This is a genomic window from Pseudomonas sp. UBA5666 (genome assembly GCF_002420785.1).
Lineage (GTDB): Bacteria > Pseudomonadota > Gammaproteobacteria > Pseudomonadales > Pseudomonadaceae > Aquipseudomonas > Aquipseudomonas fulva.
Genome location: NZ_DIIQ01000047.1, coordinates 19,036 through 39,087, shown reverse-complemented (window position 1 = coordinate 39,087; position 20,052 = coordinate 19,036). Strand labels below are relative to the sequence as shown.

The 20,052-nt window shown below is 60.8% G+C and carries 22 protein-coding genes; 6 read left to right on the top strand and 16 right to left on the bottom strand.

Annotated features, from left to right (window positions below; genetic code table 11):
* Positions 1–28: 28 nt before the first annotated feature.
* From B2Y33_RS20800 to B2Y33_RS20785, 4 genes are all read right to left on the bottom strand, one after another.
* Positions 29–1,369, bottom strand: a complete 1,341-nt coding sequence (locus tag B2Y33_RS20800) for an ATP-grasp domain-containing protein (RefSeq protein ID WP_206405242.1) — start codon at positions 1,367–1,369, stop codon at positions 29–31.
* Positions 1,370–1,384: 15 nt separating this feature from the next.
* Entirely contained in the window at positions 1,385–2,137 is a 753-nt protein-coding gene (locus B2Y33_RS20795; RefSeq protein WP_023535779.1) for a hypothetical protein, read from the bottom strand.
* 69 nt (positions 2,138–2,206) lie between these two features.
* The gene (locus B2Y33_RS20790) at positions 2,207–2,503 is read right to left on the bottom strand and encodes a 2Fe-2S iron-sulfur cluster-binding protein (RefSeq protein WP_028688198.1); all 297 of its coding nucleotides are present in this window, start codon (positions 2,501–2,503) and stop codon (positions 2,207–2,209) included.
* Between the two features lie 93 nt (positions 2,504–2,596).
* Positions 2,597–3,856 (bottom strand): MFS transporter, encoded by a 1,260-nt coding sequence (locus B2Y33_RS20785; protein ID WP_028688199.1) that lies wholly within the window; start codon positions 3,854–3,856, stop codon positions 2,597–2,599.
* Between the two features lie 138 nt (positions 3,857–3,994).
* On the opposite strand from B2Y33_RS20785, the gene B2Y33_RS20780 reads away from it, so the two are divergent.
* Both B2Y33_RS20780 and B2Y33_RS20775 read left to right on the top strand, forming a co-directional pair.
* Entirely contained in the window at positions 3,995–4,450 is a 456-nt protein-coding gene (locus B2Y33_RS20780; RefSeq protein WP_027914158.1) for a winged helix-turn-helix transcriptional regulator, read from the top strand.
* A gap of 131 nt (positions 4,451–4,581) precedes the next feature.
* Entirely contained in the window at positions 4,582–5,019 is a 438-nt protein-coding gene (locus B2Y33_RS20775) for a CBS domain-containing protein (protein ID WP_023535729.1), read from the top strand.
* A gap of 144 nt (positions 5,020–5,163) precedes the next feature.
* Here the strand turns inward: B2Y33_RS20775 and B2Y33_RS20770 are convergent, their stop codons facing one another.
* From B2Y33_RS20770 to B2Y33_RS20760, 3 genes are all read right to left on the bottom strand, one after another.
* On the bottom strand, positions 5,164–5,406 hold the full coding sequence (locus tag B2Y33_RS20770) for a DUF2789 domain-containing protein (protein ID WP_027914160.1): 243 nt from the start codon (positions 5,404–5,406) through the stop codon (positions 5,164–5,166).
* Between the two features lie 215 nt (positions 5,407–5,621).
* Positions 5,622–6,254 carry a LysE family transporter gene (locus tag B2Y33_RS20765; RefSeq protein WP_027914161.1) on the bottom strand — a complete coding sequence of 211 codons (633 nt, stop codon included), beginning with the start codon at positions 6,252–6,254 and terminating at the stop codon, positions 5,622–5,624.
* A gap of 130 nt (positions 6,255–6,384) precedes the next feature.
* Complete coding sequence (locus B2Y33_RS20760) at positions 6,385–8,295, bottom strand: ATP-binding cassette domain-containing protein (RefSeq protein ID WP_028688200.1); 1,911 nt, start codon at positions 8,293–8,295, stop codon at positions 6,385–6,387.
* Between the two features lie 50 nt (positions 8,296–8,345).
* On the opposite strand from B2Y33_RS20760, the gene B2Y33_RS20755 reads away from it, so the two are divergent.
* On the top strand, positions 8,346–8,828 hold the full coding sequence (locus tag B2Y33_RS20755; RefSeq protein WP_027914163.1) for a TIGR02444 family protein: 483 nt from the start codon (positions 8,346–8,348) through the stop codon (positions 8,826–8,828).
* Here B2Y33_RS20755 and B2Y33_RS20750 read toward each other — a convergent pair.
* A complete protein-coding gene (locus B2Y33_RS20750) occupies positions 8,804–9,745 on the bottom strand; it encodes an AlgP family protein (protein WP_027914164.1) in 942 nt (313 codons plus the stop codon). The two genes, B2Y33_RS20755 and B2Y33_RS20750, sit on opposite strands and share 25 nt — an antisense overlap.
* A gap of 259 nt (positions 9,746–10,004) precedes the next feature.
* Here B2Y33_RS20750 and B2Y33_RS20745 point away from each other — a divergent pair, with 259 nt between their 5' ends.
* Positions 10,005–10,640 (top strand): FKBP-type peptidyl-prolyl cis-trans isomerase, encoded by a 636-nt coding sequence (locus B2Y33_RS20745; RefSeq protein WP_027914165.1) that lies wholly within the window; start codon positions 10,005–10,007, stop codon positions 10,638–10,640.
* A 7-nt stretch (positions 10,641–10,647) separates the two neighbouring features.
* Here the strand turns inward: B2Y33_RS20745 and B2Y33_RS20740 are convergent, their stop codons facing one another.
* From B2Y33_RS20740 to B2Y33_RS20710, 7 genes are all read right to left on the bottom strand, one after another.
* The gene (locus B2Y33_RS20740; protein ID WP_023535822.1) at positions 10,648–11,118 is read right to left on the bottom strand and encodes an Rsd/AlgQ family anti-sigma factor; all 471 of its coding nucleotides are present in this window, start codon (positions 11,116–11,118) and stop codon (positions 10,648–10,650) included.
* A 212-nt stretch (positions 11,119–11,330) separates the two neighbouring features.
* A complete protein-coding gene (locus B2Y33_RS20735; protein WP_059183469.1) occupies positions 11,331–11,852 on the bottom strand; it encodes a disulfide bond formation protein B in 522 nt (173 codons plus the stop codon).
* 222 nt (positions 11,853–12,074) lie between these two features.
* The gene (locus tag B2Y33_RS20730) at positions 12,075–13,313 is read right to left on the bottom strand and encodes a heme biosynthesis HemY N-terminal domain-containing protein (RefSeq protein WP_206405243.1); all 1,239 of its coding nucleotides are present in this window, start codon (positions 13,311–13,313) and stop codon (positions 12,075–12,077) included.
* Positions 13,310–14,410 (bottom strand): uroporphyrinogen-III C-methyltransferase, encoded by a 1,101-nt coding sequence (locus tag B2Y33_RS20725; protein ID WP_059183471.1) that lies wholly within the window; start codon positions 14,408–14,410, stop codon positions 13,310–13,312. Before B2Y33_RS20725 ends, B2Y33_RS20730 begins: the two co-directional genes overlap by 4 nt.
* A 30-nt stretch (positions 14,411–14,440) precedes the next feature.
* Complete coding sequence (locus B2Y33_RS20720; protein ID WP_206406224.1) at positions 14,441–15,223, bottom strand: uroporphyrinogen-III synthase; 783 nt, start codon at positions 15,221–15,223, stop codon at positions 14,441–14,443.
* Positions 15,220–16,161 carry a hydroxymethylbilane synthase gene (gene hemC / locus B2Y33_RS20715; protein WP_206405244.1) on the bottom strand — a complete coding sequence of 314 codons (942 nt, stop codon included), beginning with the start codon at positions 16,159–16,161 and terminating at the stop codon, positions 15,220–15,222. The genes B2Y33_RS20720 and hemC overlap by 4 nt, the downstream gene beginning before the upstream one ends.
* A 161-nt stretch (positions 16,162–16,322) precedes the next feature.
* Complete coding sequence (locus B2Y33_RS20710) at positions 16,323–17,066, bottom strand: LytR/AlgR family response regulator transcription factor (RefSeq protein WP_027914171.1); 744 nt, start codon at positions 17,064–17,066, stop codon at positions 16,323–16,325.
* Positions 17,067–17,374: 308 nt separating this feature from the next.
* Here B2Y33_RS20710 and argH point away from each other — a divergent pair, with 308 nt between their 5' ends.
* A complete protein-coding gene (argH, locus tag B2Y33_RS20705) occupies positions 17,375–18,769 on the top strand; it encodes an argininosuccinate lyase (protein WP_027914172.1) in 1,395 nt (464 codons plus the stop codon).
* 111 nt (positions 18,770–18,880) lie between these two features.
* On the opposite strand, the gene B2Y33_RS20700 is transcribed toward argH, so the two are convergent.
* On the bottom strand, positions 18,881–19,540 hold the full coding sequence (locus B2Y33_RS20700; RefSeq protein ID WP_206405245.1) for a glutathione S-transferase: 660 nt from the start codon (positions 19,538–19,540) through the stop codon (positions 18,881–18,883).
* Positions 19,541–19,687: 147 nt separating this feature from the next.
* Between B2Y33_RS20700 and B2Y33_RS20695 the strand changes: the two genes are divergently transcribed.
* Entirely contained in the window at positions 19,688–19,987 is a 300-nt protein-coding gene (locus tag B2Y33_RS20695) for a hypothetical protein (protein WP_206405246.1), read from the top strand.
* Positions 19,988–20,052 lie beyond the last annotated feature (65 nt).

The following is a 20,052-nucleotide window of genomic DNA, read 5'->3' as shown; positions in this document are numbered from 1 at the left end:
GTCAATTGTCTCCGGTGCCTAGCGGACGTCAGAAGCCTTCGGTCTCGTACTGGATATCGAGCGCGTCTGCGCTGCTACGAGACAGGCGCTTGAGTTCAGCGGGGTGTTCGGTGTGCGGGAATGTCCACAGCAACTGGCCGAGGAACACTTCACGGGCATGGGCAGGAATCACATCGCCTGCCTTGAGCAGGATGTGCGTCACGCTGGGCGCCAGTGGGGTCTCAGCCAGCTCGACGCTACGCAGGGTGCCGGCTTTGGCGAAATAGACGCGAAAGAACGTGGCCGTCGTCTGCTCGGTGGTGCCCTCGGCGTGCCAGCCAAGCCTGTCCAGACGCTGTGCGAAGGCCTCGCGCAGAGGCGCATCGTCCTGGCTTGCGAACAGCAGGTCCAGCCACAGCGAGAGCATGCTGTGCCCGTCAGCGACCGCCTCAACGCTATGGGAAATCAGGCTGCCGCCCACCCGTGGATTGACTTCGATCAGGTCCCAGTGCTCGCCGGTGAACCTGGCTTCGATGTGGTAGCAACCCCATTTCAGCGCCAGGCAGCCAAGCACTTCACTCAGCCATGCCAGGCCGGCTGCGATCTGCGCTTTATCGAGGCTGGCTGGCGGTGTGGTGCAGCTGTCTTCCAGCACCGTTTCGGCTGTCTCGGTGACTTCGTATTTTTCATGAATGGCCACCACGTGGACCTGGCCATCGAGCAGTAAGGTCTCGAAGCTGAATTCTTTACCGGGGATGTAATCCTCGGCCATGAACTCAAGCCCCTCATTGAAGGCCGAGGCATACACGGTGTCGCTCGCCGAAGCCTCTCTCAAGGCTTCCAACGTGGCCCAACGGGTGTCCGGACGCATTGGGAAGGCGGCATAGGAAGCGATGCCATGGATCGGCTTGATGAAGTAAGGCCGGCCATCCATCTGCAATGCCTGCAGGACCGATGCCGACAGAGCATGCGCCTGGACCTGTGAAAGCCCGGCTGCCGCCAGTTGGTTACGCACCCCGAGCTTGTTGCGCAGGGCAAGCGCTTGCTCAGGGCCAATGTCGTAGGTGCCAAGCGACAGGTTGGCCTGCGCCATCAGGTGCCGGTACCCCTCCCACACGCTGATGCAGCAGGTGACCTGTTCGCCTGCTTCATGCAGACGCTGGAGGGTATGGGTAACCTCATCGCTGCGTAATTGGTGAGCGTCGCCGACATAGAGCCGGTCTGCCCAAGACTCGATTTGCTGCAAACGAGCCGGTACATGTTCAGGAAGCGGCAATGAAGAAAGCACGAAGCAGCGAAGCTGTCGACGATGCAGCTCTAACTTCAAGTCTTCCAGAAATGAAAAGCCGCAATGGCTCAGGATCAGCACACCAGGTCGCGTCGTCTTCATTGCCTGCACCATGGCTTAGGCTACCTTGGCTTGCGGGCTGGCCAGCGTGTCCAGGTACAACTCGTTGAAGTACATGGCCAACACTTTCTGATGCTCGGCCAGGTAGCGCTTGAGCGCAGCGATGTCCTGCTCACCTTTGATCAAGAAGCGCAATGCCGCCCATACCTCGCCTGGATGGTCATCGTTGATGTCGGTGTGGGAGTGGGAGATCTGACCCACGATCTTGGATTCGCCGACCGAACCCTTGAGCGCTTCGAGCTTGCGCGGCTCGAGCTTGACGTTGACGTATTCGACCAGGTACGAGTAGGCGATGACGCCCAGGGGGCCTTCATGGTCGAGCAGGTAGGAGAAGAAGCCTGCCAGCAGCTTGGTGGACAGGTAGGGTTCGGTGGCAAGGAACTCTTCGCGGCTGACGCCTACACGCTGGAGATCCTGGATGAACAAGTCGTCATGCAGCATTTCTTCCTGTTCGTAGTGGGCCCAGATCTGCGCAGCTTCCGGGCTGACTTTCGCCACCTCGACCAAGGCCTTGGCCTCGGCAACGCGCAGCAGGCGGATACGCCACGCCGTCTCGATCAGGTGACGCTTGTAGTAGGCGCTGTTGACATCCTTGCCTTCCAGGTGCGCGGCTTGCGGCACCGTCTTGTACCACTGATCGACCTGTTCATCGATGATGCTGTCGATTTCCCCACGCAGGTTGACCGATGCAGCAGCATTGAGGAACGGAGTGCGATCGCCATAGCCCACATTCTTTACACGGTTCAGCATATTCGAGCCTCTTCTTGGGTTCTGATACAAGACGCCACTCATCATGAGTCGACGTGAACAACGCACTGCCTAGCCAATGACTTCAATGGCCAATTCACCTCTGATCAGGCACTGGCAGGCCAGACGGTAGTCCGCCCCGCTATAGCCCAACAGTTCTATGAATGCTGTTTCCTCATCGTTGCGTGGATTCAACGCGTCCAGCCCTTGCTTGACTTTGATCAGGCACGCCCCGCACGCCCCGACGCGGCAGCCGAGCGGGATGACATTCTTGCCACCGGCCTCCCATTCGATGTCTGTAAGGGGTGAGTTGGAGGGCAGTTCAAAGTCGACGCCGTGGGAAGAAACGGTCAGTTTGTGCAGCGCCATACGTGCCTCGCCTAAGTTGAAGTTGCTGTGTCGCGCGCACGGCATCACGTTGCTGTGTCGAAACAATGAGCGCAGCTGTTGAATCGCAAGTACTTATCGGTCGTTGAAGTTCAACCACAGCCAGTAGATCAAGGCGACGGCACTGATTGATGCGCCCAGCATGCACACGGCTACCCAACCCGCCTGGGCATAGGTGTAGGTCGCCGCGATGGCGCCGAGCCCGCTGCCCAGCGAGTAGAAGCACATGTAGGCGCCAACGAGCCTGCTTTGCGCATCCGGTCGTGCAGCGAAGATCAGGCTTTGGTTGGTGACGTGCACGGCCTGCACGGCGAAGTCGAGCATCACCACGCCCAGGACCATTGCCAGCAGCGAGCTATGGACGAACGCCGTCGGAAGCCAGGAAAGGGTCAGCAAGACCAGCGCAATGCCTGTGGTGCGATTGGCCAGGCCACGGTCTGCCAGTCGCCCGGCCCTCGCCGCTGCGAGAGCCCCTGCTACCCCGGCAAGGCCAAAGAGCCCGATTTGGGTATGCGAAAGCGCAAGATCTGGTTCACTGAGCGGCAGGACCATGGATGTCCAGAGCACGCTGAAGGCTGCGAAGATGAGCAACGCAAAGACTCCGCGCACGCGCAGGGTACGTTCGCGCAGAAACAGCTGCAGCACCGAACGCAGCAGGGCAAAGTAGCCGCCGCTGACCGCAGCGCGGGGAGAGGCGGGCAGCGTGCGCCACAACACGAAGGCCATCCCCGCCATCAGCGCGGCCGACACGAAATACACGCTGCGCCACCCGGCCAGATCGGCCATCGCGCCAGACACGAAACGTGCAAGCAGAATCCCCAGGACCACGCCGCTGGTCACAGTCCCCACGGTCTGGCCACGTTGCTCGGGGCTTGCCAGTGCCGCAGCGTAGGCCACCACCACCTGCACCAGTACGGCCATCAACCCCACCAGGACCATGGCACCGAGCAGCACGACCCAGGCCTGCGCCAGCCCTACGGCGCAGAGGGCCAAGGCGCTGAGGAGCATTTGGCAGAGAATGAGCTTCTTCCGGTTGACCAAGTCGCCCAGCGGCACAATGAACAGCAAACCGACCGCATAACCTGCCTGGGTGGCCGTGACGACGATCCCGATGGTGCTGGCAGGCACCGCCAAACTGCTGGCCATGGACTCGAGCAGCGGCTGGGCGAAGTACACATTCGCCACGGCCATAGCGCAGGTAATGGCAAAGAGGAAGGTTTGGGAAGGGCTGAGTGTGGTACTACGCGGTGTGTCGCAGCGCGCCGTGTCGTCACGGTTGGCAGACGCTTCGGCTGTCGCCGCCCGCTTGACCGGGCTATCTGGCCTGTACGGCATGCACTTCCATCCTTGGAATAGGTTTCAAAGGAAACCACTTGTAGCGATTTTTAACAAATCAGGTTTTTAAATGCAACTACTGACCATGAACGTTTTCTCATATGGTTAGCGCTTTTCATCATCTGCTCATGGACAAACATGGCCAAACAGGAACAGTTAGCGCGCAGTGAATGCCCAGTGGCGCGCACCCTAGAAGCGATTGGGGACCGATGGGTATTGATGATCATCCGCGAAGCGTTCGACGACGTACGGCGGTTCAGTGATTTTCAGAAGCGCCTTGGTGTCGCCAAGAACATCCTCACCGTAAAGCTCAAGGCAATGGTCGAATTGGGCGTGTTCGAGGTCCGGCCTGCTTCCGATGGGAGTGCTTACAAGGAGTATGTGCTGACCGAAATGGGCCGGGCCGCCTTCCCCATCGTCATCAGCATGCGCCAGTGGGGAGAGCGTTTTTTGTACGGTTCAGGTGAATGCCACTCGATCATGCTGGACAACATGACAGACCAGCCCCTTGAGACGATCACCGTTCGATCCCGTACAGGCCAGCAGTTGAGCCCAGAGGATTGTCACCGACGACTGATCACCCGAGGGGGTTGAGGCAAACGCCCCTGCATGCTCATGACGTTTTTCAATCACCTCGATGCCGTTTCCTGCATTGCCGGACGGCGCCGGGTGGTCGATGCTTGCAAGACCGTCGCCAGTGTTTTCCTCCACCCGCAGAGGCCACCATGAAAAACGTCGAACAAATCCTCAAGAGCAAGTCCGAACACCAGACCGTGTACACCATCGGTCCGGACGACTCAGTGCTCGACGCCCTCAGACTGTTGGCCGAGATGAACATCGGCGCGTTGCCTGTCGTTGAAGGCAACGAGGTGGTAGGTATCGTCAGTGAGCGCGATTATGCGCGCAAGCTGGTGCTCAAGGGACGCTCGTCGGCCGCCACGCCGGTGCGCGACATCATGAGCGCACCGGTGGTCACCGTGGAGCCGAAGCACAACCTTGAATACTGCATGAACCTGATGACCAATCGACATTTGCGCCATCTACCGGTGGTGAGCAACGGTGAGCTGTTGGGGCTGTTGTCGATTGGCGACCTGGTCAAGGAGACCATTGCGGAGCAGGCAGGGTTGATCTTGCAGCTCGAGCAGTACATCCGCGGCGAGTGAGGCATTTCAGGGCTCGGCCACCTGCATGCGCTACAGGTAAGACTGGCCGTCAGCCGGCTCCGGAACTGTCTATACCTTGAATGGCAGTATCGACGCGTTGACCGGAACGGCTCACGGCCCCTCACGCTTCACGCTGCAGGTAACTTATTTCTTGGCCGGATGCAGCGCTTCGTTCAACTGGTCGGCCATGGGAACCCAGTCGGCATCGGCGGCGTAGCTTTCCTTGAGAAAGGCACGCTGGCCCTCACTCCAGAACGGTGCATCGACCAATTTCACATCATCATCGAGTGGCGAATGGGTGGTGATGAAGCGCTCGATCTCGACCGGGTCGTCGTCCAGTCCAAGCTGCTTGAACAATTCGGAAAAGTGGTGAGTCGGTTTGTCCATGATTCCTCCGCAGTGCCGGCATGCGCTTTTGGTGTAAGCGCCAGTCCTGTTTGAGAGCTCGCGCTCAAGGGTGGGCATCAGCGCCCTAGGCAGGACGACCGCAATCATCCTGCCTGGGAATAGACAGCGCGCCACAGCAGAAGACTCGATAAATCACCGTAATGCCTTGAGCAGAAAGCTCTGAGCCAGAAGGCGCAGCCACCTCTGCCCTGGATTTACAGCGGCGCGCGGCGCAAGGTGGCCAGGAACGTGGCCGCACCGATGAACAGCCCGGCAAAGGTACGGTTGAGGCGCTTTTGCTGCTTGGGTGTGCGCAGCACCCTAAGCACGCGTGCTGCAAGCCCCGTATAACCCGCCATCACCAGCAGATCGACGGCAACCATGGTAGCGGCGATGGCGATGTACTGTGGTAACAAAGGCGCATGAGGATTGATGAACTGCGGCAGCACCGCCAGCATGAACACCAGGGCCTTGGGGTTGCTGACGTTCACAAGAAAACCCCGGAACACCAGGCTCAGCGGTTTGCCGATGGGTCGTATACCGGATTCATCGCTCATGTCCATGGGCAGGGCGCGCCATTGCTTATAGGCCAGGTACACCAGGTAGGCGACGCCGAACCATTTGATCACATGGAATGCGGTGGCCGAAGCAGCCAGGATGGCCCCGACGCCTGCCGCAATGATGGCGATCTGCATCACCAGGCCGATCTGCAAGCCCAGCGCATTCCAGTAGCCGCGCCAGAACCCATATTGCAGCCCACTAGACATCGAGGCGATAGCGCCCGCACCCGGAGACAGGCTGATAACCCAGCAGGCGGCAAAAAAGCCCAACCACACTTCCATCGACATCCCACACCTCGCTCATGCACATGTTTCAAAGCATTAAGCTAAGGTGCCGATGAAAAAATGACCAGCGCAATTTCAGCGATTTTGCAGCGCTGCTTGCGAAGGGTCGGTAGCAGCGCTCGCAAAAAGCGCGTCAGCTGAGCGCTTCGAGTTCGGCCTGCATGGTTTCGAGCGTTTCCAGTGCCTGCATCCAAGCGTCTTCGAGGTCGCCTTCACGCTGCTTGAGCGCGGTTTGCCGGGCCAGCAATTCACGCAGCTCGTCCTTGCGGGCGGCTTCGTAAAGACCACCATCACCCAACGCAGTCTCGATCTCGGCCAACTGCGCATGCACCTGGTTGAGTTCAGCTTCAAGCTTGTCAGCGGTCTTCTTGTGCGGCGCCAGTTGTTGGCGCAATGCTGCCGCAGCCTGGCGCATGGCCTTCTTGTCGGTCTTGTCGGGGTTGGTTACCGCGCTACTGACCGGCGCGTTGCGCTGGCGATATTCCACGAGCCAGCGGCTATAGTCATCGAGGTCCCCGTCGAAGGGCTCGACCTTACCGTCGGCGACCAGCAAGAAGTCATCGGTTGTGCTTTTGAGCAGATGCCGGTCGTGGGACACCACCACCACTGCACCTGCAAACTCCTGCAATGCCATGGTCAGGGCCAGGCGCATTTCCAGGTCCAGGTGGTTGGTGGGTTCGTCGAGCAGCAGCAGGTTTGGCCGCTCCCAGGCGATAAGCGACAGCGCAAGCCGTGCCTTTTCGCCACCCGAGAAGTTCACGACCGGCTCGTCTACGCGATCGCCATGAAAATCGAAACCACCGAGGAAGTCGCGCAGCGTCTGCTCGCGCTCGGTTGGGGCAATGCGCTGCAGGTGCAGCAAGGGGCTGGCCTTGTCGTCCAACGAGTCGAGCTGATGCTGGGCAAAATAGCCGACGGCGAGGTTTTCACCCCGCACCAGGCGCCCGGACAATGGCTCAAGCTCACCGGCAAGGTTCTTGATCAAGGTGGACTTGCCGGCGCCGTTGGGGCCTAGCAGGCCGATGCGTGCACCCGGCACCAGCTGCAGCTTGACCTTCTCGAGAATGGCCTTGTCGCCGTAACCCAACCGCCCTTCGGACAGGCTCAACAGGGGGCTGGAGATTTTCTGCGACTCGCGGAACACGAAATCGAACGGCGAATCCACGTGAGCGGCCGACAGCTCCTCCATGCGCTCCAGGGCCTTTATGCGGCTCTGTGCCTGACGCGCCTTGGTGGCCTGGGCCTTGAAGCGCGCAATGTATTTTTCCATGTGCGCACGCTGCGCCTGCTGCTTCTCGTATGCTTGCTGCTGTTGGGCCAGGCGTTCGGCACGGGTGCGTTCGAATGCACTGTAGCCGCCCTTGTACAGGTTCAGCTTGCGCTGTTCGACATGCAGCACGTGATCGACCACGGCATCGAGAAAATCCCTGTCGTGGGAGATCAGCAACAGCGTGCCCGGGTAGCCCTTGAGCCAGTCTTCCAGCCAGAGGATGGCGTCCAGGTCCAAGTGGTTGGTCGGTTCGTCGAGCAATAACAGATCGGAGGGGCACATCAATGCCTGGGCCAGGTTCAGGCGCATCCGCCATCCACCGGAGAAGTCGCCGACGCGGCGGTCCATCTGCTCGTTGGTAAAGCCTAGCCCCGCCAGCAGCTTGCGCGCTCGCGCATCGGCGGTATAACCGTCCGCACTGTCCAACTCACTGTGCAGCCGGGCCAGTGCCGTACCGTCATGGGCCTGCTCGGCCTCTGCCAACGCAGCCTGCACCCTGCGCAATCGCACATCGCCGTCGAGCACATAGTCCACGGCCACCCGGTCGAGGGTATCGACCTCCTGGCGCATGTGCGCGATCCGCCAGTCTGCCGGCAGGTGGCAATCACCGCCATCGGGCGACAACTCACCGCGCAGCAAAGCGAACAAGCTGGATTTGCCGGCACCGTTGGCACCGATGAGGCCGGCCTTGTGACCGGTGTGCAGGGTCATCTCGGCGCCATCTAGCAAGCGCTGCGGACCACGCTGTAAAGTGAGGTTGGATAGTCTGATCATGATGGTCGCGGAGTCTACCAGCTTCCTCGGCCCATAGCGCGAGTGGAACCATGCAATGCGACTTGTGGGATCACGCCTTGAGCCTGTACGCCAGGCCCGGTGTGGAAGCGGCTTGCCTCGACCTGCAACGGCAAGGGGGCGACGTGTGCCTGCTATTGTGCGCCACCTGGCTGCAGGCCAGGTCAATCGAGGTGCAGCAACAGCGCGTCGAGGCCTTGCAGGGCTGTGCAGGGCCCTGGCAACGGGATGTGGTCTCACCCTTGCGAAGCCTGCGCGAACAATGGCGAGAATCAGCGAAAGGCGACCCACCGTTGGCTGAGCTGCGAGAGCAACTCAAAAGACTGGAGCTTTCAGCTGAAAAAGCGCTGTTGGAACGCTTGCAAGCCTGTGCAGCACAGTGGCCCGCCGGCAGACCGGGACATACTGGCGACTGGCTGGCTTGGCTTGCACCGAGCCAGCTGCGAGATCACCGCGCACTTGAGCAGTTGCGCGCGGCGGCGCTGGCGCATCAGGCGTCGGTGGACGACGACTGAGCAGCTCCTACGTCGGATACAGGTGTGGCAGGGTTCACCGAGTTGCCGGACGCTGGGGCTTTGTCGTCGGCAGCCGTCGCCGGCTTGGCACTTGTGGATCGACTGCTGGCAGTGCGAGTGGCCGTTCGGGTGGCGGTGCCACGGGTAGAGGGTTTCGCAGGTGCGGGCTTGCTTGCGGCTTTTGCACTCGCTGCCTTGGCTGCAGGCTTGGCTGACGTCGCCTTGGCAGCCTGGGTGCTGGATGCAGAAGATTCAGCCGCTGAAGCCTTGGCCGCTGTCGCTTTCGCAGGGGACTTGGCTGCGCCCGGCTTTGTGGCAGCCTTGGTTGCGGTAGGCTTCGAGGCCGATCTGGCAGCAGGTTTGGCTGCCACGGATTTTGCGTCAGCGGCCTTGGCTGCAGGCTTGGTAGCTGCGGTGCGCGCAGCCGGTTTGGCCTTGCCAGTGGCTGGGGTAGGCGATTTGGCGGCTGTGGTCTTGGTAGCAGGCTTGGTAGCAGCTGGGGCGGCAGCCTGGGCTGCACGTTGGTCGAGGGCCTTGGTAGCGGCTTCACGCACCTTGCCGACGCCCTGGGCCAGTTTCAGACTGTCCTGAGCATCGCGCTTTAGCTGCTGGATGTAGCCGCGGGTCTGGGTCTGGCGGTCCTTGAGCGAGTCGAGCAGCTCTTCGAGCTCGGCAACGGCCTTTTTGGCCTTGTTCTGCGACTTGGCTTTGCCCGCCGTTGCTGCGTCTTGCAACTTCAAGCGACCGTCATGCAGTTTTTCCTGGGCCTTGCCGCGCTGCTTTTCCAACTTGGCCAACAGCTTCTCTGCATCAGCCAGCGCTTGCGAGCAGGCCTCTTCCAAATGTTCAAGCAAGCTACCCGAAAGTTGCTGAAGCAGGTGTAACGGCGTGCTGACTGGCTTTTTCTTGGCCGACATGACTTACCTCCTGACTGATGAGAGTGCGACTCATACTATGCTTCCGCTGCGCAGGCCGCTAGGGCATCTTGACCGCAATATCCATACACTGTTGCATATCAACGTCTGAGCACATCTCGCACCGCAAGCACGGCAATTAACTACGCTTCGCCAGCGCTGACCTGCTGCTGCTCAATGCACCGTGTGGTCCGGCACGCCGCGAGCCCGTACCGTCGTGAACACTGGCATACTTCGCCCCCCACCGCCGTAGGAATTGGTCATGCTTCGATCCATTGTTCTAGGTTTTTGCCTACTGCCGATGTTGGCCGTGGCCGACACCGATGATCAGGACCTTGCCTACAGCCTGGGTGCCAGTCTGGGTGAACGGCTGCGACAGGAAATGCCAGGGCTACAGCTCGATGCGCTCGTCGAAGGCTTGCGCCAGTCTTACCAGGAACAGCCCTTGAAGTTGAGCCAGGCCCGCATGCAGGCGCTGCTCGAACAGCACCAACCGCAGCAAGACGCTGCGCCCCAGGCGCCTGAAGCCGCAGAGATACGTTTCATGGCCAATGAGCGGGCCCGTGCTGGCGTTCATGAGTTGATGCAAGGTGTGCTGTACAGCGAGCTACAAGCAGGCAATGGACCGCAGCCCAAGGCGGGCGCCAAGGTGCTGGTCAATTACGTGGGACGGTTGCCCAGTGGAGAAGTGTTCGACCAAAGCCGTGAGCCGCAGTGGTTCAGCCTCGACTCGGTTATCGAGGGCTGGCAGATGGCGCTGCCGCAAATGCATGCGGGTGCAAAATGGCGACTGGTGATTCCGTCTGCACTGGCCTACGGCGCCGACGGCGCGGGTGATCTGATTGCACCCTACACGCCGCTGGTTTTTGAAATCCAATTGTTGCAAACCAAGGACTGAATGACCCTCAGACGGGCGCCAGGCCTTCTTCCTTGTGCGCGTTGTGCAGCACTTCGATCAGGCAGTCTTCAAGCTCGAAGCGCTCATGCAACAAGCTGCCAAGCTTGCCAAGCTTCTCGGCGAAGCGTTCGGTGTCCCTGCATTCAGCCTTGACGCAGTGATCGTTGAACGCCAGTGCAATCTGGGTAATGTCATCAATGCGTGGGCTGATCTCGCCTGCAAGATCAAGGGCTCGGGTGTCTCCAAATGCCTTGGCCTCGCTGACCAGTTGTTCACAGATTTCGAAATGCCACGCCGAGACATAGTCCACCAGCAGCGCACAGAAGTCGCCGTTGGTGTCTTTGTCTGCAAAGGCCGGTTTGGCATCACGCAACGAACGATAGGCATGAACCAGTTGCTCGCGCTCGCTCAGCCAACGGTCGATCAGCGCGTTGACCCCGCCCCAGCGTTCCTGTGCATTCTGACAACTATCGAGCATGGCGATCTCTTCCCCTGTGGGTAGATGCCGCTGCTCCTCGCGTAGCGCTGCTAAGGCACGAGATTGAATTAGCAGAACAGCATCAAACCTTGGATTTTCGGTAGGCGTGCTCGGAGATTATTCCCACGCAAGCTGCCCTTCAAGGTACGCAGGGTAATAACTTCGTACAAGTGTTTAATACGCCGTCTTACCGCCATTGGTCGTGCTGCGGCTCAGCGTTGTTTGAGGTCATGGGTGAGCAGGGCATGCAGGCGACCTGCAAGTAGATGACCGAGCGCAAACGCAGCCAGGAGCACAAAGGCCATCAGGCTCCATTCGGGTAACGTCAAGTCCATGAAGCTCCAGGTCAGCGCATTGCAATCAGGGGCACCGGAAAATAGTTGCCGGGCAAGCTCGTTCCAGTACTGCCCAGCGTTGTGGTGGATGGCGACGGGGCAGACCAGGTCATCGGCCGCAACCCCCTGCAGCCAGACATGCCTTGCGGCTACTGCAGCGCCACCCAGTGCAAAGCCAAGCGCTAGCTGGGCATAGCGGCGTTGGCCTTCGAGTGCCGGCCCATGCAGCACTGCGCTTAGACACACCAGTACATACCCTGCCAGCAGCGCCCGTTGTGTCACACACAGTAGGCACGGCAAAAGCCCGAGCGCATCTTGCAGCTTGAATGCAGTGACCAGGGCAGTGAATGCCACCAGGCAGGTTGGGAAGAAGAAAGTACGCAGGCGGGCCGGCAGCATGGGCAGTGAGGGTCCCGGTATCGGTAGTCGTGGCTTGAAACGGTAGAGGAATCACATCCTTTGTTTCAAGGCACAACAGTCGAGACAATTCCCAGCGTTACCTGAGAAATATCCAACTGCTGTGTAAGACGCGCCTTAAGAAAATACGTCAGGATTTCTCTGGCCCGAGCCGAAAGATTACCTCCCCTTGAAGCCCGCGGCTTTGCGCGGGCCAAGGTCAGGTCAAGCGCGAACCGTCTCCGGCAACGGCAGCGCCAGCAGTCGCTCATCGAGCAAACCAAGCCCTTCCTGGAAGAGTTGGTTGCTGCGCTCCGTTTCGCCAAGGCCTGCGAGCAGACGTGCCAGCTCAGCGCAGGCCTCGGGGTTGCGCTCCATGCGCAAGCTGCTTTCCAGATAGTCACGGGCCTTGCCCCACAGCCGATTCTGCAAGCTGAGCCGACCCAGCGTCAGCAGCAGGCTGGCATCCTGAGGATGGTCCTTGAGCCAAGCTTCGGCGGTCTGCAGCTGCTGGGCAGGGTCTTCACCGCGCACCAGACCGTACAGCCGAGCAAGGTGGCTTTCGTAGTTGCGCTTGAGCGCCGTGCGCAATACCTGCTCGGCCTCGCCCTGAGCGCCGAGCTGGCGCAGTTGCTCGGCATAGGCCAGGACCAGTTGCGGCTCCTGACGCTGGGCGGAGGTCAATTGCTGCCAGGCACGCTCCAGGGCTTGGCGGGCCGTTTGCGCATCTTCACCCCGGGTCTGTGCCAGGCTCAGGTTTTGCCCCCAGGCACGACGTTCGAGCGTGGCGAGCTCGGTGGCGGGCAATACCTTGTTCTTGCGCAGGTCCGGCATCAGGCGAATGAGCGCAGACCAGTCGCCGCGCTCAAGCTGCAAGCGTTGCAACAAACGCAGTACCTGAGTGTTCTGTGGATGGCGCTCCTGCATGGCCAGCAACGTCTCCAGCGCCCCGTCGTTGTCGCCACGGTCCATTTGCAGTTGGGCATGGGTCAAGGCCACCGCAAGCTCTGCCTGAGGTTGCCGCTCCAGCGCACGCTCCAGCAGACCGTCGCTTTCCTCGACACGGCCCTGCTCGTTGGCGGCCTTGGCGGCGCCAAGGTAATACATCAGCGGTTGGCGTTCGGCCTCTGCAGCCCTGTGCAGATGACGCTGGGCACTGGCCCAACGCCCTTCTGCCAGATCCAGTTGGCCCTGTTCGATGGCAACGCGGTTGCGCCGGCTACGGTTGCGCCGGGACCAAGGGTTGATCGCCCCGCCGGACGCCAGGAGCAGGCCGACCAGAAAACGCAGCACCAACAGCACCAGGATGACGGCCAGCAGCCCCAACAGCGCGGCCCAAAGCCCCGACTGATAACGGAAGCTGCCATAGGAAATCATCACGTAGCCGCTGTGCTTGGCCACGGCCACGCCGAGGGCCGCCGCCACCACAATGGCCAGTACCGCCAACAGGTAGACACGCTTCATGGCTTGTCTCCCTTGTCCTCGCCAGGCAGATGCCGGCGCTGGATATAGGCCTGAACGGAGGCAAGGCTTTCACTGAGGTCAGGGGTAACCACCGAAACGGGTTGCTCGGCCAGTGCGTTCAGGCTGTCGAGCATGGCTTTGCTCTGCGGATTGTCGGCGTTGAAGTTGGCCAGCAGCACGCTGCGTGCATCATCCAATGCCTGGGCATAGACCTTCGCATCGCCGTTGAGCGCTGCCCATTGCGCCTGTTCCAGCGTAAGACTCAACGCCAGGCGCAGCTGATTGAGCTGCTGCCCCGCGAGCAGTGGCTTCACATTCTCGTCTGCATTGAATTCAATCTGGAAATACTTGGATATTTCCGACCACCATTTGGACAGGCGACTGGCGCCATCGCCGTCACTGGTCAGCGCACCCATGGCATTGGCGTCATTGTCGAATTCGGGGGACTGGGCGCTCAGTTGCTGGACGAGCTCACGCTGGGCCGCCAACTTCAGGAACAGACCGGTGCGGTCAGGCTGCTGGGTATTGTTGAGCGTGGCGAGGCTGCGGGCCAGTTGCTCGCGCGCGGCGAAGGCGCCAGGGTCGCTTTGCTCGCGCAAAATCTCGTCGGCCCCTTCGACCAGCGCCTTGGCACTGGTGATGTCCTGCAAAGCCGACAGCCTCAAGGTCGCCAGGCGCAACAAGTGCTCGGCTTCGGCCAGGCGCCATTCCTTGCGGCTTTCACCCAGTACGGTCTCAAGCCGCTGACTCAGACGTTGCTGATCGCCTTGGAGCTGCGCGACCAGACGACGACGGTCTTCAAGCTCACTGGCTGCCGGCAGACCGGCCAACTGTGCGCTGATTTTCTGCTCACGCTGCTGAAGCGCCTCGGCTCGCTGGTTCAGCGCCTCCAGGTGCTGGCCCTGGTCGAACTCGCTGCCTTGCAGTTGGTGCACTTGCCAGGCGCCCCAGCCGCCTACAGCGATGCCGGCAGCGCCCAACAACAGGGCCAGCGCGGCTAAGCCATTGCCGGAGCGCTTGGCGGGCACTGGGGTGACAGGCTCCGTCGGCGCCTGGGCCGACGTTTGATCCTTGTTGGACAAGACAGTCTCGCTCACGTATCCATCCTTTGCATGGGGGCGCGCCGCCTAGAGCTTGGCGCCTGGGTCGGCAGGTGCAGCGCTGCGCTGCACGGCTGCCAGCAAGGCCGCAGCGCTGGCGCCACGGCAATCCACAACGTGTTGGGCACCTGCGGCCCGGGCCTGTTCAGCGACCCGCGGGCTTGGTACGAACACCGGCAAGCGTGCCAGCTGCGGCCATTGGCTACCAGCCTGTTGCTGCAAGTGTTCAAAACCCTGTCCACTGCTGACCACCAGGCCATTAAGGCGTTCCGCTTCAATGCGATGCAACAGGTAGCCCGCAGGGTACGACGGCAGGTCGCGGCGATACAGTTCCAGATAATCGACGGTAGCACCTCGCTGAGCAAGACGCTCTGCCAGCAGTTCGCGACCTCCGACACCCCGCACGATCAAGATGCGCGGCCCTGCGTTCGCCAGAACCTGTTGGAGCGCAGGCAATTCGAGCAAGGCTTCACTGTCGTCCCCGCATGCGGGGAAGCTGACATCAAGCTGTGCATCCTGCAGCACCGCAGCCGTAGCCGCGCCTACCGTGAACCAACCCTGCATCGGTACGGGCAGTTGCCGCTGCGCCGCTGCCGCGAGCAATAACCTGGCAGCCGGTTTACTGACCACGATGAACCCTTGGTAAGTAGACAGTCCCTTGAGCAACGCCAATTGCGGCGGCTGCAGCATGACAGGTTCGATCGCAAGCAAAGGCATGCAGCTGCTGGCTATGCCAGCTTGGCCCAGTATGTGGGCAAGCGCTGCACACTCCTCGGCGGGTCGGGTCAACAGCAGGCGCCAAGGGCTCACGAATGCCCTGCCTCGCCGTAGACTTCCTTGAGAATGGCCTCAGCACCCTGATTGAGCAGATCTTCGGCCACCTGCACACCGAGTGCTTCAGCTTGCAGGCGAGGCGCCCGAGCCTGGGCGACCAACAGCGTACCGCCATCTGGATGCCCTACCAGGCCCCGAAGCCACAGCTGGTCTTGTTCAAGCACTGCATAACAGGCGATCGGCACCTGACAACCGCCGTTCAGGCGTTTGTTCAAGGCGCGTTCGGCTACCACACGATCGGCCGTATCGAGATGATGCAAAGGCGCGAGGAGCGCGTGGATCTCTACGTCGGCGCTGCGACATTCGATGCCAACGGCGCCTTGCCCCCCGGCAGGAAGGCTGTCGTCGACGCTGATGCTATCGGTGATTCGCGCTTCGAAGCCCAACCGGATGAGCCCGGCTGCCGCCAGGATGATGGCGTCGTAGTCACCCGCGTCGAGCTTGGCCAGGCGTGTATTGACGTTGCCGCGCAGAAAGCGGATTTGCAGGTCGGGACGGCGGGCCAGCAGTTGGGTCTGTCGACGCAGGCTGGAAGTTCCGACGGTGCTGCCGGCAGGCAACGACTGAAGGCTGTCGAACCGGTTGGAAACGAACGCATCGCGCGGGTCTTCACGCTCGCAGATGCAATACAGGCCAAGGCCCTCGGGAAAGTCCATGGGGACGTCTTTCATCGAGTGCACGGCGATGTCGGCTTCGTGCTCGAGCAGAGCGGTTTCCAGTTCCTTGACGAACAGCCCTTTGCCGCCGATCTTGGCCAAAGGCGCATCGAGCAGCTTGTCGCCCCGGCTGACCATGGGCACCAGGGAAACTTTCAGGCCAGGGTGGGCCTGTTCCAGGCGCGCCTTGACGTATTCGGCCTGCCACAAGGCCAGGGCACTTTTACGAGTGGCAATACGGATTTCGCGAGTGGACATGTAACGCCCCGAACCAGAGAAATGCCGCCGATGATAGCAGCATCATCGGCGGCACTAGCAGATACGGATCAACAGCCTGGGCCAAAGCTGCCGATGACAGGCCCGGCGGTGCGCCCCTGTGCGACTGCCATGAGCGCTGGCACGTCCACGGCGTCAAGCGCTCAAAGGGTCTGCATCATCTTGCGCACGCCAGCTACATGACGCCGGCTCACGGTCAGGGCATCGCCGTCGAGCCCTCGAAGGTACAGTTGGAAATGCCCCAGAGGTGTACGTTGCAGGCGTTCGATCCGCTCCCGCGCAACCAGCGCATTGCGGTGGATACGCACAAAACGGTCGCCAAATTCATCCTCGAGTGCCTTGAGCGGCTCGTCGAGCAGCACTTCGCCCGTTTCATGGCGCAGGGTCACGTACTTGTGATCGGCGATGAAGTAGATGATCTGAGCGATAGGGATCAGCTCGATGCCCTTGCGGGTTCTGGCACTGATGTGGCTGCGGGGACCACCGCCCTCGTGGCCTGGACGAGTGAGCGCGGCCAGCTGACTGCGGTTTGGCCGGTCGGCCTTGCGCAGTGCCTCACGAAGCGCCTGCCCGTGCACAGGCTTGGTCACGTAGCTGAGGGGGGTTTCCTTGAAGGCATCTTCCCCGTACTCGTCATCACCGGTACAGAACACGAGCGCAGGTGGCGCCTCACGCTCGCACAGTCGGGCGGCGACCTGCAGACCATCGAGGCCAGGCATGCCGATATCCAACAGGACAATGTCGGGTTTCAAGCTTTCGATCAGCGCAAGGGCCTCTTCACCATTGGTGGCACTTGGCTCCAGCACGGTATAACCCTCGAGTTCACCGAACATTCGGCTTAGGCGCTCGCGGCCTTGGGGTTCGTCATCAACGATCAGGACATTCATAATTGCGCTGGATTCCTGAGTGAGTCTCGCACGGTTAAAAGCGTAGACAGCTGTGTGAAGCGACGCTGCGTGTCACGCTCTAGACCGGTGCGATAGCCAAAGATTCACTGTGGCTGGCAGATTAGCTGCCCGCCTCTGTCAAACTGTAGACGGTCCATGGAACACTGCCGTTCAATCGGTGAAATCTCCGTGGCCTACATCGCGCTACGCCTTTTCCACCCTCACACTCTGCAGGCGCCCTGCGGCACTGGGCCCAACCCTGTTATCATCGCGGCAATTTTTCGTTCACGCCTGCAATGAGTGAAACCATGAGCACTGACAAGACCAATCAGTCCTGGGGCGGCCGCTTCAGTGAACCCGTAGACGCCTTCGTCGCCCGTTTCACGGCCTCGGTCGATTTCGACAAGCGCCTGTACCGCCACGACATCATGGGCTCCATCGCTCATGCCACCATGCTGGCGCAAGTCGGTGTGCTCAGCGATGCCGAGCGTGACACCATCATCGATGGGCTCAAGACCATCCAGGGCGAAATCGAGGCTGGTGCCTTCGACTGGCGCGTCGACCTGGAAGACGTGCACATGAACATCGAAGCGCGTCTGACCGACCGCATTGGTATCACCGGCAAGAAATTGCACACCGGCCGTAGCCGCAACGACCAGGTCGCAACCGACATTCGCCTGTGGCTGCGCGACGAAATCGACCTGATTCTGGCCGAAATCACCCGCCTGCAAAAAGGGCTGCTGGAACAGGCCGAACGCGAAGCCGAAACCATCATGCCTGGCTTCACACACCTGCAGACGGCCCAGCCCGTCACCTTCGGCCACCACCTGCTGGCCTGGTTCGAAATGCTCAGCCGCGATCATGAACGCCTGGTCGACTGCCGCAAGCGCACCAACCGCATGCCATTGGGCAGCGCTGCGCTGGCCGGCACCACCTACCCGATCGACCGTGAGCTGACCTGCAAGCTGCTGGGCTTCGAAGCCGTGGCAGGCAACTCCCTGGACGGCGTGTCAGACCGTGACTTCGCCATTGAATTCTGCGCCGCCGCCAGTGTAGCGATGATGCACCTTTCGCGCTTCTCCGAAGAACTGGTGCTGTGGACCAGTGCCCAGTTCCAGTTCATCGACCTGCCCGATCGATTCTGCACCGGCAGCTCGATCATGCCGCAGAAAAAGAACCCGGACGTGCCCGAGCTGGTGCGTGGCAAGAGCGGGCGCGTCTTCGGTGCGCTGACCGGACTGCTGACCCTGATGAAAGGCCAGCCGCTGGCCTACAACAAGGACAACCAGGAAGACAAGGAACCGCTGTTCGATGCCGCAGATACGCTGCGCGATTCGCTGCGTGCCTTCGCCGACATGATCCCGGCCATCAAACCCAAGCATGCCATCATGCGCGAGGCCGCCTTGCGCGGGTTCTCGACCGCAACGGACCTGGCCGACTACCTGGTGCGCCGTGGCCTGCCGTTCCGTGACTGCCACGAAATCGTGGGCCACGCGGTGAAGTACGGGGTCGATAGCGGCAAGGACCTGGCAGAGATGAGCCTGGAAGAGCTGCGTCAGTTCAGTGACCAGATCGAACAGGACGTATTCGCCGTTCTTACGCTGGAAGGCTCGGTAAATGCCCGTGATCACATCGGTGGTACGGCACCGGCACAGGTACGCGCAGCGGTGGCTCGCGGCAAGGCGTTGCTGGCTGCGCGCTAACGGCGCTGAGTGACGGGTTGAGAGCTAACCCTCCCTCGTCGCATGGGCAAAATACTGAGGTTGAAGGGGGCTTTGAAACAAGCCCCCATCTGGCCGGACTCGCCCGCTGTTTCAGCGCTTGTTGCGCATCATTTCAAGGAATGACGGCATTGCCGCTTCCTTGTCTGCCACGATTTTTGCCATGTGGGGGTTCTGCCCCATCTGCTCGAGCAGTGCCTTGGCCTGAGGGAAATCTTCAAGGAAGTCGATGTTGAGCACTTTCTTGCCTACGGCGCATGCCAGGTCGACCGAGAAGCAGAACATCAGGTCGGCCAGGGTCAATTGCTCGCCTACCACGTAAGGCGCGAAACGCCCGTTGCGCTTGAGCGTGGCGAAACCTGCCAGAAGCTCGGTGCGTGCCTTTTCCTTGACCAATGGTTCCACGGGCATACCGAAGAATGCTTCGGCATAGCAGGTGCGAGCAGGAAGCTCGATGTACAGCTCGATCTCCTTGACCAGTTCACGCACTTTCGCCTGCGCGTACGGGTCAGCGGGAAGCAGCGCCTTGCCGCCTTGGGTCTGCTCGATGTAGTCGAGGATCACCGTGGTTTCGCTGAGAAAGCCGTGCTCGGTCTGCAGTACCGGCACCTTGCCCCGTGGGCTGACTTCCAGCACCTGAGGCGTCTGACCGCTGAAGAACAGGACTTCTTCGAAAGGCACGCCCTTTTCCAACAAGGCCAACTTGACCATGTTGTAGTAGTTGCTGACAGGGAATCCGTGGAGCTTGAGCATGGTTCGACAGCCTCCGGGCCGTATGGGGATGGCAGGGCTGTTATAGCCCGTTCGCCGTCGGCTGACCAGCGTCATGCACCCGGTCGATGACCAGGCATTGCCACCACGGACGTGGCAAACTGTAGCGCCCACCACAGGAGTAACCCCATGAGCGAGCCCAGCGATATCGACAATGACGATGAAGCGTTTGCCGAAGCCACGCTGACGCAGGCCATCGAAAACCAGATCGAAAGCGGCGAGCCGGCTGCGGCGAAGGCTACGTTCAACAAGCTGACACTGGTCGGGTATGAGCGCGAGGATATCCTCAACCTGATGGCCCACGTATTGGCCTTCGAGATCGACAACATGCTGGCGCAGGATCGAGCCTTCGATAGCCAGTGGTATGAAAACGCCCTGCGCGCGCTGCCTGAACTGCCTCCTGAGATGGATCAAGGCGAGGACGAATAACACGGCTACACTCCAGATTCAGGCACCCCCGCGGTGCCGCTATCCTCGTCTGGAAGTCAGGAGTC

What these genes read in the sequence shown, in the direction of transcription:
- B2Y33_RS20800 (WP_206405242.1), bottom strand. Translation starts at nt 1,369, where the DNA reads ATGAAGACGACGCGACCTGGTGTGCTGATCCTGAGCCATTGCGGCTTT.
- B2Y33_RS20795 (WP_023535779.1), bottom strand. Translation starts at nt 2,137, where the DNA reads ATGCTGAACCGTGTAAAGAATGTGGGCTATGGCGATCGCACTCCGTTC.
- B2Y33_RS20790 (WP_028688198.1), bottom strand. Translation starts at nt 2,503, where the DNA reads ATGGCGCTGCACAAACTGACCGTTTCTTCCCACGGCGTCGACTTTGAA.
- B2Y33_RS20785 (WP_028688199.1), bottom strand. Translation starts at nt 3,856, where the DNA reads ATGCCGTACAGGCCAGATAGCCCGGTCAAGCGGGCGGCGACAGCCGAA.
- B2Y33_RS20780 (WP_027914158.1), top strand. Translation starts at nt 3,995, where the DNA reads ATGGCCAAACAGGAACAGTTAGCGCGCAGTGAATGCCCAGTGGCGCGC.
- B2Y33_RS20775 (WP_023535729.1), top strand. Translation starts at nt 4,582, where the DNA reads ATGAAAAACGTCGAACAAATCCTCAAGAGCAAGTCCGAACACCAGACC.
- B2Y33_RS20770 (WP_027914160.1), bottom strand. Translation starts at nt 5,406, where the DNA reads ATGGACAAACCGACTCACCACTTTTCCGAATTGTTCAAGCAGCTTGGA.
- B2Y33_RS20765 (WP_027914161.1), bottom strand. Translation starts at nt 6,254, where the DNA reads ATGTCGATGGAAGTGTGGTTGGGCTTTTTTGCCGCCTGCTGGGTTATC.
- B2Y33_RS20760 (WP_028688200.1), bottom strand. Translation starts at nt 8,295, where the DNA reads ATGATCAGACTATCCAACCTCACTTTACAGCGTGGTCCGCAGCGCTTG.
- B2Y33_RS20755 (WP_027914163.1), top strand. Translation starts at nt 8,346, where the DNA reads ATGCAATGCGACTTGTGGGATCACGCCTTGAGCCTGTACGCCAGGCCC.
- B2Y33_RS20750 (WP_027914164.1), bottom strand. Translation starts at nt 9,745, where the DNA reads ATGTCGGCCAAGAAAAAGCCAGTCAGCACGCCGTTACACCTGCTTCAG.
- B2Y33_RS20745 (WP_027914165.1), top strand. Translation starts at nt 10,005, where the DNA reads ATGCTTCGATCCATTGTTCTAGGTTTTTGCCTACTGCCGATGTTGGCC.
- B2Y33_RS20740 (WP_023535822.1), bottom strand. Translation starts at nt 11,118, where the DNA reads ATGCTCGATAGTTGTCAGAATGCACAGGAACGCTGGGGCGGGGTCAAC.
- B2Y33_RS20735 (WP_059183469.1), bottom strand. Translation starts at nt 11,852, where the DNA reads ATGCTGCCGGCCCGCCTGCGTACTTTCTTCTTCCCAACCTGCCTGGTG.
- B2Y33_RS20730 (WP_206405243.1), bottom strand. Translation starts at nt 13,313, where the DNA reads ATGAAGCGTGTCTACCTGTTGGCGGTACTGGCCATTGTGGTGGCGGCG.
- hemC (WP_206405244.1), bottom strand. Translation starts at nt 16,161, where the DNA reads ATGTCCACTCGCGAAATCCGTATTGCCACTCGTAAAAGTGCCCTGGCC.
- B2Y33_RS20710 (WP_027914171.1), bottom strand. Translation starts at nt 17,066, where the DNA reads ATGAATGTCCTGATCGTTGATGACGAACCCCAAGGCCGCGAGCGCCTA.
- argH (WP_027914172.1), top strand. Translation starts at nt 17,375, where the DNA reads ATGAGCACTGACAAGACCAATCAGTCCTGGGGCGGCCGCTTCAGTGAA.
- B2Y33_RS20700 (WP_206405245.1), bottom strand. Translation starts at nt 19,540, where the DNA reads ATGCTCAAGCTCCACGGATTCCCTGTCAGCAACTACTACAACATGGTC.
- B2Y33_RS20695 (WP_206405246.1), top strand. Translation starts at nt 19,688, where the DNA reads ATGAGCGAGCCCAGCGATATCGACAATGACGATGAAGCGTTTGCCGAA.